The organism is Rhizobium sp. BR 249 (genome assembly GCF_047445895.1).
In the GTDB taxonomy this organism is placed as follows: Bacteria; Pseudomonadota; Alphaproteobacteria; order Rhizobiales; family Rhizobiaceae; genus Rhizobium.
Map to the genome: position 1 here is coordinate 21458 of NZ_JARWKX010000012.1, position 12156 is coordinate 33613.

14 protein-coding genes are annotated in these 12156 nt (G+C 62.2%); 8 read left to right on the forward strand and 6 right to left on the reverse strand.

Translation table 11 applies throughout. The features are described from left to right. The first annotated feature begins 1 nt into the window (after position 1). The 5 genes from QD408_RS13165 to QD408_RS13185 all read left to right on the forward strand — a co-directional run bounded on the left by QD408_RS13165 (position 2) and on the right by QD408_RS13185 (position 4302). Entirely contained in the window at positions 2–979 is a 978-nt protein-coding gene (locus tag QD408_RS13165) for an ABC transporter permease (protein ID WP_414139597.1), read from the forward strand. Between the two features lies 1 nt (position 980). Next, the gene (locus QD408_RS13170; RefSeq protein WP_414139598.1) at positions 981–1859 is read left to right on the forward strand and encodes an ABC transporter permease; all 879 of its coding nucleotides are present in this window, start codon (positions 981–983) and stop codon (positions 1857–1859) included. Continuing rightward, complete coding sequence (locus tag QD408_RS13175) at positions 1856–2659, forward strand: ABC transporter ATP-binding protein (RefSeq protein WP_414139599.1); 804 nt, start codon at positions 1856–1858, stop codon at positions 2657–2659. Before QD408_RS13170 ends, QD408_RS13175 begins: the two co-directional genes overlap by 4 nt. Then, complete coding sequence (locus QD408_RS13180) at positions 2656–3555, forward strand: ABC transporter ATP-binding protein (protein WP_414139600.1); 900 nt, start codon at positions 2656–2658, stop codon at positions 3553–3555. Before QD408_RS13175 ends, QD408_RS13180 begins: the two co-directional genes overlap by 4 nt. Positions 3556–3624: 69 nt before the next feature. Then, positions 3625–4302: a spermidine synthase gene (locus QD408_RS13185; RefSeq protein WP_414139601.1), complete on the forward strand. Its 678-nt coding sequence runs from the start codon at positions 3625–3627 to the stop codon at positions 4300–4302. A gap of 21 nt (positions 4303–4323) precedes the next feature. Here the strand turns inward: QD408_RS13185 and QD408_RS13190 are convergent, their stop codons facing one another. The 4 genes from QD408_RS13190 to QD408_RS13205 all read right to left on the reverse strand — a co-directional run bounded on the left by QD408_RS13190 (position 4324) and on the right by QD408_RS13205 (position 7109). Then, positions 4324–4800 carry a CatB-related O-acetyltransferase gene (locus tag QD408_RS13190; protein ID WP_245313600.1) on the reverse strand — a complete coding sequence of 159 codons (477 nt, stop codon included), beginning with the start codon at positions 4798–4800 and terminating at the stop codon, positions 4324–4326. A gap of 254 nt (positions 4801–5054) precedes the next feature. Then, entirely contained in the window at positions 5055–5849 is a 795-nt protein-coding gene (locus QD408_RS13195; RefSeq protein WP_414139602.1) for an HpcH/HpaI aldolase family protein, read from the reverse strand. A 62-nt stretch (positions 5850–5911) separates the two neighbouring features. After that, positions 5912–6112: a hypothetical protein gene (locus QD408_RS13200; protein ID WP_414139603.1), complete on the reverse strand. Its 201-nt coding sequence runs from the start codon at positions 6110–6112 to the stop codon at positions 5912–5914. Between the two features lie 91 nt (positions 6113–6203). Continuing rightward, positions 6204–7109, reverse strand: a complete 906-nt coding sequence (locus QD408_RS13205; protein WP_414139604.1) for a choline sulfate utilization transcriptional regulator — start codon at positions 7107–7109, stop codon at positions 6204–6206. 95 nt (positions 7110–7204) lie between these two features. Here QD408_RS13205 and betC point away from each other — a divergent pair, with 95 nt between their 5' ends. Further along, on the forward strand, positions 7205–8719 hold the full coding sequence (gene betC / locus QD408_RS13210) for a choline-sulfatase (RefSeq protein WP_088683690.1): 1515 nt from the start codon (positions 7205–7207) through the stop codon (positions 8717–8719). 8 nt (positions 8720–8727) lie between these two features. On the opposite strand, the gene QD408_RS13215 is transcribed toward betC, so the two are convergent. Both QD408_RS13215 and QD408_RS13220 read right to left on the reverse strand, forming a co-directional pair. Next, entirely contained in the window at positions 8728–9588 is an 861-nt protein-coding gene (locus tag QD408_RS13215; RefSeq protein WP_414139605.1) for a sugar phosphate isomerase/epimerase family protein, read from the reverse strand. A 66-nt stretch (positions 9589–9654) separates the two neighbouring features. After that, positions 9655–11025, reverse strand: coding sequence for an amidase (locus QD408_RS13220; RefSeq protein WP_414139606.1), 1371 nt, complete (start codon positions 11023–11025; stop codon positions 9655–9657). A gap of 274 nt (positions 11026–11299) precedes the next feature. Here QD408_RS13220 and QD408_RS13225 point away from each other — a divergent pair, with 274 nt between their 5' ends. Both QD408_RS13225 and QD408_RS13230 read left to right on the forward strand, forming a co-directional pair. Beyond that, positions 11300–11578 carry a hypothetical protein gene (locus tag QD408_RS13225; RefSeq protein WP_414139683.1) on the forward strand — a complete coding sequence of 93 codons (279 nt, stop codon included), beginning with the start codon at positions 11300–11302 and terminating at the stop codon, positions 11576–11578. Between the two features lie 103 nt (positions 11579–11681). Next, the gene (locus tag QD408_RS13230; RefSeq protein WP_414139607.1) at positions 11682–12119 is read left to right on the forward strand and encodes a DUF1810 domain-containing protein; all 438 of its coding nucleotides are present in this window, start codon (positions 11682–11684) and stop codon (positions 12117–12119) included. Positions 12120–12156 lie beyond the last annotated feature (37 nt).

Below are 12156 nucleotides of genomic sequence, written 5' to 3' on the forward strand. Positions count from 1 at the left end.
CATGGCTTTCCTGCTTCGCCGCCTCGTCTTTTACATGGCAGCCTTCATCGCGGCCGCGACGATCAACTTCTTCCTGCCCCGCCTGATGCCGGGCGATCCCGTGCAGATCATGTTTTCGAGCGCCGGCACAGAGTTGCCGCCGGAAAGCCTGCAGGCGTTGAAGCTCACCTTCGGTTTCGTCGACGGCCCGCTCTGGCAGCAGTATCTCACCTATCTCGGCAGCATCTTCACCGGCGATCTCGGCCGCTCGATCAAATATTTCCCGCTGCCCGTCACCTCGGTGCTCGGCCATGCCCTCGTCTGGACCGTCGGCCTGATGGGAACGGCGACGATCGTGAGCTTCGCGCTCGGCACCTTCCTCGGCATCCTCGCCGCCTGGCGGCGCGGCAGCAGGTTCGATGTCGTCGTCTCCGTCGGCGCGATCTTCGCAACCTCGGTACCCGCCGTGGTGACGTCGCTGATCGTGCTCTTCATCTTCGGCTTCACGCTCGGCTGGTTTCCGAACGGCTATGCCGCCGATCCCTCGCTCGATCCGGCCTTCAGCCTGCAGTATATCGGCAGCGTCGCCTATCACGGCATCCTGCCGATGGTCACGCTCTGCACGGTGCTGATCGGCGGCTTCACCGTCACCATGCGCAACAACATGATCAACCTGCTCGGCGAGGATTATATCGTCATGGCCCGCGCCAAGGGCCTTTCCGACCGGCATGTGATGCTCTGGTATGCGGCGCGCAACGCCCTGCTGCCGACCGTCTCCAGCCTTGCGATCGCGATCGGCACCATCCTCGGCGGCTCGCTGGTGACTGAAGTGGTCTACAACTATCCCGGCCTCGGCAACATTCTCTACCAGGCGATCCTCGCCCGCGATTACCCCGTCATCCAGGGCCAGCTCCTGATCATGACCGCGACCATGCTGATCGCCAATTTCATCGTCGACGTCAGCTATATCTTCCTCGATCCGCGGCTGAAGGGAGCATGAGATGAGAACCCTGCTTCGAAACCGCAAGGCGCTGATCGGCCTCGTCATCATCGCCTTCATCGTCATCGTCGCGATCGCGGCGCCGCTGCTGACGCAATATGATCCAGCCGCCCGCACCGGCAGGCCGCATCAGCCGCCGTCGCTCGACCATATTCTCGGCACCACCCGCATCGGCCAGGACGTCTTCGCCCGTCTGCTTTACGGCGCGCGCACCTCGCTCGCCGTCGGCTTCGGCGCCGGCCTGCTGATCACCTTCGTCGGCACCGCGCTCGGCATCATCTCCGGCTATCGCGGCGGCAAGACAGACGAGATCATCAGCTTCTTCACCAACATGGTGCTCGTCGTTCCCAACCTGCCGCTGCTCTTGGTGCTCGCCGCCTTCATCGGCCAGGCAAGCCCCGTCGTCATCGCCCTCATCCTCGGAGCCACCTCCTGGGCTTGGGGCGCACGCGTCACCCGCGCCGAAACGCTCTTCGTCAAGCACAAGGATTTCGTCAAATCGGCCGAGATGATGGGCGAGCCGCAATGGCGCATCATGACATTCGAGATCTTCCCCAACGTGATTTCAATCGTCGGCATCAACTTCATCGGCAGCGTCATCTTCGCCATCATCACCGAAGCGACGCTGGAATTCCTCGGGCTCGGCGACCCCAAAGCAATCTCCTGGGGCACGATGCTCTATAATGCGCAGAAGGCTTCGGCGCTTTCGGTCGGCGCCTGGTGGGATATCCTCACGCCCTGCTTCGCGCTCGCCTTTCTCGGCATAGGCATGTCGCTGCTCAACTTCGCCGTTGACGAGATCGCCAATCCGCGGCTGCGCACCGGCAATCACCTGAAGCGCTGGTCGCTGCTCGTCCGTTCCGGGGAGGGCCGCCTTTGACGCAGCCGCTGCTCTCGGTGAGGAACCTCACCATCGACTATATCGGCGAGGAGAAGGATTTCCGCGCCGTCGACGACGTCAGCTTCGATGTCGCGCCGGGCGAAGTCTTCGGCCTTGCCGGCGAATCCGGCTGCGGCAAGAGCACCATCGCCTTTGCCATCAGCCGCCTGCACAAGCCGCCGGCGCTGATCCGCAAGGAGAGCCGCATCCTGCTCGACGGCCGCGACGTGCTCGGCCTCGACCGGCAGGCGCTCAGCGCCTTCCGCTGGCGCGAGGTCGCCATGGTCTTCCAGAGCGCCATGAATTCGCTGAATCCGGTGCTGCGCATCGAGACGCAATTTTATGACGTGCTGCGCACGCATAAGAACATGAGCCGCGTGCAAGCCCGCGAGCGCACCGCCGAAATGCTGAAGCTCGTCGACATCGCGCCGGATCGCATGCGCGACTATCCGCACCAGTTTTCCGGCGGCATGCGCCAGCGCATCGTCATCGCCATCTGCATGGCGCTCGACCCGAAGCTCGTCGTCATGGACGAACCGACGACGGCGCTCGATGTCGTCGTCCAGCGCGAGATCCTCCAGCGCATCAACGAGCTGCGCCGCAGCTTCGGCTTCTCCGTTCTGTTCATCACCCACGATCTCGGACTGATGGTGCAGTTCTGCGATCGCATCGGCATCATGATCGGCGGCAGGCTCGTCGAGCAGAACGATGCCGGCGCGATCTACAAGACGCCGCAGCATGACTACACGAAAAAGCTCTGGGCCTCCTTCCCCTCGCTTCATGGAGGCGTGCTGCTATGAGCGAAACCATCCTCGCCCTCGAGAAGGTGACGAAGACTTTCGGCCACGGCACATCGGCCGTCCACGCCGCTCGCTCCATCTCCTTTTCGCTGCGGGCCGGCCGGGCGCTGGCGCTCGTCGGCGAATCCGGCAGCGGCAAGACCACCTGCGCCCGCATGGCGATGCGCGAATATCAGCCGACCTCAGGGCAGATCCTTTACAAGGGCCGCCCGGTTGAAGACGCCAAGACGGATGAGATCGCCCGCTACCGCCGTTCGGTGCAGATGATCTTCCAGGACCCCTTCGCCTCGCTGAACCCGGCGCACACGATCGCTCACCACCTCAAGCGTCCGCTGAAGCTGCATCGCCCCGACATTAAGGGGGCTGATATTGAATCCACGGTGCGCGAACTCCTGCAGCGCGTCCGACTCGATCCCGATCTCGTCGCGCCGAAATATCCGCATGAGCTCTCCGGCGGCCAGCGCCAGCGCGTCAACATCGCTCGCGCGCTCGCCGTCAAGCCGGAAGTGATCGTGGCGGACGAGCCGACCTCGATGCTCGACGTTTCGGTGCGCCTCGGCGTACTGAATCTGCTGAACGAGATGAAGCAGGAGATGAATCTCGGGCTGCTCTACATCACCCATGATATCGCCACCGCCCGTTACGTCGCCGAGGATATCGCCGTGATGTATTCCGGCCAGATCGTCGAATGGGGCAGCACCGCGGAGGTGATCGACAATCCGCTGCATCCCTATACCAGGCTGCTGCTCTCCGCCGTGCCCGATCCCGATGTCCGCTTCGAAGACCCGAAAGCCCGGCTGAGGCCCGAGGAAGTGGAGGATATCCGCCGCCGTTCGGCCGCGCCGCAGGACGATATCGTCGAAGTGGAGCGGGATCATTTCATCCGCGTAGTCTGAGGCCCGCTTGCTGGCCTCGTACTTCGCCCTATGCTAGGGGACGGTTCCTTTCATATGAGGCGAACCGCCATGCTGCCCTGGATCCAGCTCGATTCCGCAACCATTCCCGGCGAAGACGGTGAACTCAGGCTGAAGCAGCGCGGCAGTGAATTCTCGATCATGCTCGGCGCCAACGAGTTGATGAACAGCCGCCTCAGCGGCTCGGAGGAAGCGCTCGCGACCCTTTCCTGGGAGCGGATCAAGGCACACCCGAAACCGAGGGTGCTGATCGGCGGCCTCGGCATGGGCTTTACCTTGCGTGCCGCCCTCGCCGTCCTTCCCGAAGATGCCGGCGTCACCGTCGCCGAACTCGTGCCCGCCGTCGTCGCCTGGGCGCGCGGACCGATGGCCGAGGTCTTCAAGGGCTGTCTCGACGATCCCCGCGTCGGCATCCATCAGGGCGATGTCGGCGAGGCGATCCGTGCCGGCAAGGCTGCCTATGACGCGATCCTGCTCGATGTCGATAACGGCCCGGACGGGCTGACCCGTAAATCCAATGACCGGCTCTATGATTTTAACGGCCTTCGCGCCGCCCGCGATGCGCTTCGCCCCGGCGGCGTGCTCGCCGTCTGGTCATCCGGCCCGGACCCCGATTTCACGCGCCGTCTCAGGGACAGCGGCTTTTCCGTCGACGTCGTCAACACCCGCGCCAACCGCAAGCGCGGCGCCCGACATGTGATCTGGCTGGCCGTCAAATCGGCCCGCTGACGAATAACCCGGGAAAGCCGTTCAGGCAGCGTCCGTCTGCGGTTCGCCGTCGGCGCCATGCCCCCGGAATGCCCGCAGCATGAGGTCGAGAAGCTCCTTGGTGGGCTCGCTGCAGAAGAGGATCTCGGAAATCTCCTTGACGCTCTCATCCGGCAGCTCCCACCACCTGAGCTGCATCATGAGATCGCGGATTTCGGGATTGAAGCGATATCTGATGTGCTTGGCCGGATTGCCGCCGACGATCTCGAAAGGCTCGACATCCTTGTAAACATGTGAGCGGGCGGCGATGACCGCGCCGTCGCCGATGGTAACGCCCGAAAGGATGGTGGCTCCGAAGCCGATCCAGACATCGTTGCCGACAACGACGTCGCCCTTCGTACCGCTCGGCTGCTTGATCCCTTCGCCGCCGAGTTGCGACAGAAATTTCGCATGTCCGAAAGGATAGGTCGTGAAGCAATTGGTCTTATGCTCGCCGCCAAGCAGGATATTCACGTCCATAGCCACGGAGCAGAACCTGCCAACCCGTAATGACGCGCCCTGGTCGTAGGTAAAGATCCGGGTCCCCAAAACGCCGTAGGAATACTTTCCGATATACACGCGGCTCGCCCCAAATTCGAGTACGCGGTCCTCAGCTTCTGCATCATTCATAGACGGTCCCTCAATTGCCGGAGATTATGCCGGGCAAAGCTTTCGCGAAGCTTGGGTGACGCAACAAATGCGTGTCCAGGAACCGCGCAATGAGGAGCGTTCAATCAACTCCCCGAGGCGATCCTGCGGGCGGCATTGATGGCCCGGCGGGCGCCGGCGCGCAGTTGCACGGTCTCGGCGCCGGCGATGACCAGGTCGAAACCGAATTTCAGCAGTTCGCCGGCCCGCTCGCCGTCGCCGGCATAGGCACAGGCGAACTTGCCGTGGGCGCGGCAGCGGGAAACGGCATGCTGCATGGCGCTGTCGATTTCGGCGGCGTTCGGCGCCACCTGATCGCCGTTCGACAGCGCAATCGAAAGGTCTGCGGGGCCGACGAAGATGCCGTCGATACCGGTCACGCCGAGAATGCCGTCGATCGCGTCGAGAGCGGCGCGGGTTTCGACCATGGCGATGGCGACGGTGAGTTCGTTGGCGTTCTTGAGATAGGCATCGGCCGACAGGCCCATATGGTTCAGCGCCAATGACGGCCCCCAGCTGCGCTCGCCGAGGGGCGGATATTTCGTGGTCCTGACGAGCGCTCTCGCATCTTCGGCCGAATTGATCATCGGCGCGATGATACCGGAAGCACCGGCATCGAGCAGCCGCGAAGCGGAGGCGAAATCGCCGACGGGAATGCGCGCGATGGCCGGCTTGCCGGCAAGACGCGTCTGGGCGACGGCATTTGCCGCCGACTGCATGTCCCACATGCCATGCTGCATATCCAGCACGACGGCATCGAAAGCTTCCTGCGCCAGATGGTTGACGAGCATGGCGTCGGGGATGCCGACCCAGGCGGAGATCATGCCGCCCTGGTGCTTCCTGATCCGGTCCGCAAAGCCATCGATTTCAGCTGCGCTCATGCCATTCTCCTCATTTCGACAGGCCGTCAACGGCCGGATTGCCGCCAAGCGGCGGCAGCAATTCACCCTCTCCGGCGCAGCCGCGAGAGGATGATCATCACGACGATGCCCGCCGCCGCAAGGACGGCGCCCCAGAGCATCCAGATCGGCTGGGCGATCATGAAACTGGACGCCGGATAGGGAAAATAGCCGCTTCCCTGCCCGATCCAGATCAGGCCGAGCAGGACCATAAGCAGTCCGATGACATATCCGATCGTTCGCATGCTTCAGCCACCTTCTCCATGGATTCGATCCCACAATGTCGATCGGCATCGCCGATGACAAGGCTTCTCCCGAGGAGAAATGCAACCGCCGCTAACCGTTTCTCTTCACCTCATCCGATAGCCAGGCGCTGAGCTTCTCACTGTGGACATTCGGGGATCGCGGCGGCACCAGCCAGTAACCGCGGTCGCGCGCCTCCAGCGGCGGGCCGGCTTCGACAAGCATGCGCGCCGAAAGAAGCGTATCGACGAGGCCCATCCAGCCGATCGCCACGCCCTGCTCACTCAGAGCGGCCTGAACAACCAATGAATAGGTGTTGAAACTGATATCGCCGCGGTTGGCATTGATGTTCCGCACGATGGAGAATTCGGCAAAATAACTGCGCCAATCGAACCAGGGCGACGGCATCGGCGCGTCGAGATGGATGAGCCTCGCCCCGCCAAGCTGTCCCGCGTCGCGGAAAGGGCCGTTGCGGTCGAGAAAACCCTGCGTGCAGACGGGCACGACCCTCTCGGGCAGCAGAAGCGTGCCGACGGCGCCGAATTCCGCCCGCGTGCCGAAAACCACCGCGACATCGGCCTCGTCGCGAAATCCGGCCGCAAGCCTCTGGGTCGCGACGATCTGTATATCCGTCTCCGGGTGCAGAAGACGAAAGCTCTCCATGCGCGGGATCAGCCAAAGCGCCGAGAAAGCATAATCGGTTCTCAGTCTGACGACCGGCCTTTGGGCTTCGGCGCGGAAACTGCGGGCGAGCGCATCGATGTCGCCGACCGCCTTGGCGGCCACGTCGAGAAGCCGCTCGCCTTCCGCGGTCAGTTCGACACCGCGATGCTGGCGGCGCAGCAGGCTGACGCCGAACTGCTCTTCCAGCCGGCGGATCTGATAGCTGACGGCAGGCTGGGTCAGTCCGAGAAGCGTCGCAGCCGCCGAAAAGCTCCCGAGCCTGGCGATCTCGACGAAGAGGCGCATCCATCCGAGCTCAGGCGGGCGCTCTGGCATAAAAATCCTTTTGGGCAAACATCAAAAAAAGCTGTCTTTACAGCTGAGATGATAGGCGTTTCAATCAAATCTTCAAATAGCAAAAGGTAATTCCCATGGCGCGCCCGAATATCCTCATCCTGATGGTGGATCAGTTGAACGGCACCCTCTTTCCCGATGGCCCCGCCGACTTTCTTCACGCGCCGCACCTGAAATCGCTGGCAGAGCGCTCGGTACGCTTCGCCAATACCTACACGGCAAGCCCGCTCTGCGCCCCGGCGCGCGCCTCCTTCATGTCCGGGCAATTGCCGAGCCGGACGCGCGTCTATGACAATGCGGCGGAATTTGCCTCCGATATCCCGACCTATGCCCACCATCTGCGCGCAGCCGGATACCAGACGGCGCTATCAGGCAAGATGCACTTCGTCGGCCCCGACCAGCTTCACGGCTTCGAGGAACGCCTGACGACAGACATCTATCCGGCCGATTTCGGCTGGACACCCGACTATACCAAGCCCGGCGAACGCATCGACTGGTGGTATCACAATCTCGGCTCGGTCACCGGCGCCGGCGTGGCCGAAATCACCAACCAGATGGAATATGACGACGAGGTCGCCTATCACGCCACTCGCAAGCTCTTCGATCTCTCGCGCGGCCAGGATGAGCGCCCCTGGTGCCTGACCGTCAGCTTTACCCATCCGCACGATCCCTATGTCGCGCGCCGCAAATTCTGGGATCTCTATGAGGATTGCCCGGCCCTTGATCCGGCGGTCGCGCCGATCGCCTTCGATGAGCAGGACCCGCACTCGCAGCGCCTGATGAAGGCCTGCGACCACGAGGCCTTCGACATCAGCCGCGAGCAAATCAGGCGGGCAAGACGAGGCTACTTCGCCAATATCTCCTATGTCGACGAAAAGATCGGCGAGATTCTCGACGTCCTGCAACGGAGCCGCATGGCCGAAAACACGATCGTCCTCTTCGTGTCCGACCATGGCGACATGCTCGGCGATCGCGGCCTCTGGTTCAAGATGAACTTCTTCGAAGGATCGGCCCGCGTTCCGCTGATGATCTCAGTTCCCGGCTGGACACCGAAACGCATCGATCAGTCTGTCTCCACGCTAGACGTGACGCCGACGCTGGCTGCCCTTGCCGGGATCGATATCGCCTCGCTGAAGCCGTGGACGGAGGGCTGGGATCTCGCAGCGCTTGCCGCAGGCACAGGCAGCCGCGGTCCGGTACCGATGGAATATGCGGCGGAAGGCTCCGAAGCGCCGCTCGTCTGCATCCGGGACGGCCGTTACAAGCTCTCCCTCTGCGAGAAAGACCCGCCGATGCTGTTCGACCTCGAGGCCGACCCCCATGAACTCGACAATCTGGCGGAAAATCCGGCGCATGCCGATGTCCTCGCAAGACTTGTCGAACAGGCCAGCCGGCGCTGGAACCTTGCCGATTTCGACGCAGCCGTGCGCGAAAGCCAGGCGCGCCGCTGGGTGGTTTACGCCGCGCTTCGCAATGGCGCCTATTATCCCTGGGATTACCAGCCGCTGCAGAAAGCCTCGGAGCGTTACATGCGCAACCACATGGACCTGAATGTGCTGGAGGAAAGCCAGAGGTTCCCGCGTCAGGAATGATCTTCTGACTAAGCCGACCTCAGCGCCGGCGCCTCGCGCAGGAAATCCTCGATGAACTGCTTTTGCAGCAGGATGCCGTCCCATTCGTCGGGGAAAAACGGCGAGTCGTAAATCAGCGTGAAAGGACCGGCGTAACCGGCCTTCTCGCACATCTCCAGGCACTTGCGGTAATCGTCGGCATCGAGGCCGGCAGCGCCGTAATCGGCCTTGGCGTGGCAAATTTCAGCGCGGCGCATGATGTCGGCGAGGCCCTGATATTTCGCCGGCGCCGCCCAATTGCCGAGATCGCCGTTGAGCCCGACCTTGCCGTCCAGTTTGTCCAGCAGCCAGTTCATTTCGACCGGCGATGGCAACAGGTCGAACCAGTTCTCGACGACGACCCGCACGCCACTGCCTTCCGCCCTTTCAGCCAGCCAGCCAAGGTGGCGGGCGGCGCGCGCAAGGTTTTCCTCCGTCGGCTTCTGCTTGCCGGCGATGACACGCATCCTCTGCGCCCCGAGGGTGGCAGCGATGCCGATCCACTGCGCCATCCATTCGACGTCGCGTTCGGCGGTTTCGGGATGGCTGGGATCGCCGTCTTCGACGAGCAGTGTCTGGAACAGCACGTTCGACGCCGCCATCGCATCACGCAATTCATGAAGGTAAGCGGCATCGAGGCTCGGCAGATGGAAGGAACAGACCTCCAGCCGATGGATGCGTCGCGCCGCGAGCGCCGCCGGCAGGTCGATCAGCGCCGCCGCACCCGGTCCATAAGGCTCTTTCGGCGCGGCACTTTTATCGAGATCGGGACTATAGCCATGGACGGCGCCGAGCAGCCGATGCAGCGACCATGTCGAAACCGCAAAGCGTCCGTTCTGCAAAACCTGCATGTACCGTCCTCCAGGATTTCCTCACGCCATCAATGGCAACAAAAGCCCGGTGGTTCAATTGCCAATTCAAGCAAAATCGCCGCGGATGACCGCCTCGGCCGCAAGGCCAATCCCGAGCAGCGTCTCGTCGCGACGGGCGGTTGCAGAAAGCAGCAGGCCGACCGGCATGCCTGCTGCACCCGTGCCGCAAGGAATGGAAACACCGCACCAGTCGAGAAAATTGCCGAGCGCGGTGTTGCGCAGCGTCTTGTTATTCGTCGCAAAGAACAGTTCGTCATCCCCTTCCAGCGGCGCGATCGGCGGGGCGACATGGGCAACGGTGGGAAAGGCGATCAGCCGGTCACCGACAAGGCGCTCGGTATCGGCGATGAGGCGGCTGCGCGCCTCTAGGATCGCGAGGTAATCAGGCAAAGTCGTCTTGCTTCCCAAGCGGGTGCGCATGACGACGCGGTGATCCATTCTGTCTGCCTCCGGTCCCGCCAAACGCGCGTGGTGAAGCGCAAAAGCTTCCGCCGTTACCAGCGGACCATATTTCGTCATGAGATCGAATATTTCATCGAAAGCCGGAATAATGGCGCGGGAAACACGGGCGCCTGCCTTCTCAAGACGTTCCAAGGCCGCTTCGAAGACACTCACCACACCCGGTTCAGCGCCATCGAAGACGATATTGTCAGGCACGAGCAGTTCCAGCCCCTGTAGCGGACGCTCGACGATATTAGGCGCCGTCAGGCCCCGCATGGCCGCATCGATCCAGACCGCATCCCTGACGGTGCGGCAGAGCGGTCCCAGCGAATCCAGGCTCTTAGCCAAGGGATAGACACCCCCCATCGCATAGCGGCCGCGGGTCGCCTTATAGCCGACGATGCCGTTGAAGGCGGCGGGGATGCGCACCGAGCCGCCGGTATCCGTACCCATCGCGACCGGCACCAGACCGGCTGCGACGGCAACACCCGCGCCCGAGGAGGAGCCGCCCGGAATGCGCGGGAGATCGGCGCTTCGCGGATTGACCGGCGTGCCGTAATGCGGGTTGATGCCGAGGCCGGAAAAGGCGAACTCGCTCATATTGGTGCGGCCGACGGCGACCATGCCCGCTTGCCGGAGAAGAGCGACGACAGCCGCGTCGCGCCTGGCCGGAGCGTCCGTGGCCAAGACGACGGAACCCGCCGTGGTCGCAAGACCCTCAATGTCGAAAAGATCCTTCCAGGCGATCGGGACACCATCCAGCAATCCGAGCGAGCGCCCTTCCCGCAGACGCTTGGAGGAAGCGTGCGCCTCCTCCATCGCCCGGTTTTCGGTGAGCACGGTAAAGACGGATTTGTCGGAATAATCGGCGATGGATTCGAACACCGCCTCGGCCACATCGACCGGATCGGCCGCACCGCCTTGAATGAGGACGGAAAGCTGCGCGACCGACATTGCGCCGAAAGATTTGCTCATGGGACGATCCAGAAGAAAGACGATCCATTCGACTACCCCGGATCATTCCGGCGAGCCAGAGGTTCACGATATTTTGCATTTATTAGGACGATTTTTTGAACACTGAGTTTGCAGATTGCCCCTTCAATTGCCACGATCGAAGACACACATGCTGCTCGCGTGTGGAGTGGGATTCGGCATGAGGGTGAGACTTTGCTCTTTGAGAACCGCTCCGCATGCGTTGCAGGAGTAAACTGAAATGTCAGATTGTGAAACTTTAAGCCGCCGCCAGGATATGGTCACCCTTCACGCGAAAGAGGATGAAACCATCGGCCTGGGCGAGCGCGACTATGCAGAACATGTCAGCGCCCAGAAACTTTCGGGCTTCGAACGTCTTGTCGTGGTCGGGGCACTTGTCGTCTTGAGCTTTGCAGGTTTCGCTGCATACTCGTCGAGCGATACCGATCCGATGACGACATCGGCCATTGCGGCTGCACCAGGCGACAGCGCGCCGCATCATCAGCCTTACGGCCATTGCCGTGACAGCAGCCCCTACGCTGAAAGGGTTTGCTGATAGGAGAGCCAGCTCGCCGGGCAATCGGTTTGCCCGGCAAAACCAGTTTGCCGGGCATGGAGACCTTGGCCCTGGATGCATTGATGCAGAAAGGAAAAGGACCATGGCCGGTGATGTCGATTACAATCTCCACCGCTTTATCGACGCGCAGAACGGCGTCTACGAAAAAGCGCTTGCGGAGCTGAGAGCCGGACGCAAGACCTCTCATTGGATGTGGTTCATCTTCCCGCAGATATCAGGTCTCGGCACCTCTCTGATGGCCGAAAAATATGCGATCCGCTCGGCCGAGGAAGCCGCCGCCTATCTCGCCGATCCCATTCTCTCCAGCCGGCTATCTCGCTGTGTCGAAGCGATCCTGTCCGTCAAAGGCCGGACCGCCCACGAGATCCTCGGCTCGCCCGACGATCTGAAACTCCGTTCTTCAATGACCTTGTTTGCCGCGATCAGCGACCATGGCTCGCCCTTCCACCGGGTAATCGAGCATTTCTATCAGGGGAAATTCGATGAGCGGACAATGGAAATCCTCAGCGCCGGCGACTAGAGACCAGCGCAACGTCCATACCTTTGCTTGACGTGCT

Coding starts and splice junctions, on each gene's coding strand:
- QD408_RS13165 (WP_414139597.1), top strand. CDS start 2: ATGGCTTTCCTGCTTCGCCGCCTCGTCTTTTACATGGCAGCCTTCATC.
- QD408_RS13230 (WP_414139607.1), top strand. CDS start 11,682: ATGGCCGGTGATGTCGATTACAATCTCCACCGCTTTATCGACGCGCAG.
- QD408_RS13180 (WP_414139600.1), top strand. CDS start 2,656: ATGAGCGAAACCATCCTCGCCCTCGAGAAGGTGACGAAGACTTTCGGC.
- QD408_RS13225 (WP_414139683.1), top strand. CDS start 11,300: ATGGTCACCCTTCACGCGAAAGAGGATGAAACCATCGGCCTGGGCGAG.
- QD408_RS13220 (WP_414139606.1), bottom strand. CDS start 11,025: ATGAGCAAATCTTTCGGCGCAATGTCGGTCGCGCAGCTTTCCGTCCTC.
- QD408_RS13190 (WP_245313600.1), bottom strand. CDS start 4,800: ATGGACGTGAATATCCTGCTTGGCGGCGAGCATAAGACCAATTGCTTC.
- QD408_RS13170 (WP_414139598.1), top strand. CDS start 981: ATGAGAACCCTGCTTCGAAACCGCAAGGCGCTGATCGGCCTCGTCATC.
- betC (WP_088683690.1), top strand. CDS start 7,205: ATGGCGCGCCCGAATATCCTCATCCTGATGGTGGATCAGTTGAACGGC.
- QD408_RS13195 (WP_414139602.1), bottom strand. CDS start 5,849: ATGAGCGCAGCTGAAATCGATGGCTTTGCGGACCGGATCAGGAAGCAC.
- QD408_RS13200 (WP_414139603.1), bottom strand. CDS start 6,112: ATGCGAACGATCGGATATGTCATCGGACTGCTTATGGTCCTGCTCGGC.
- QD408_RS13185 (WP_414139601.1), top strand. CDS start 3,625: ATGCTGCCCTGGATCCAGCTCGATTCCGCAACCATTCCCGGCGAAGAC.
- QD408_RS13205 (WP_414139604.1), bottom strand. CDS start 7,109: ATGCCAGAGCGCCCGCCTGAGCTCGGATGGATGCGCCTCTTCGTCGAG.
- QD408_RS13215 (WP_414139605.1), bottom strand. CDS start 9,588: ATGCAGGTTTTGCAGAACGGACGCTTTGCGGTTTCGACATGGTCGCTG.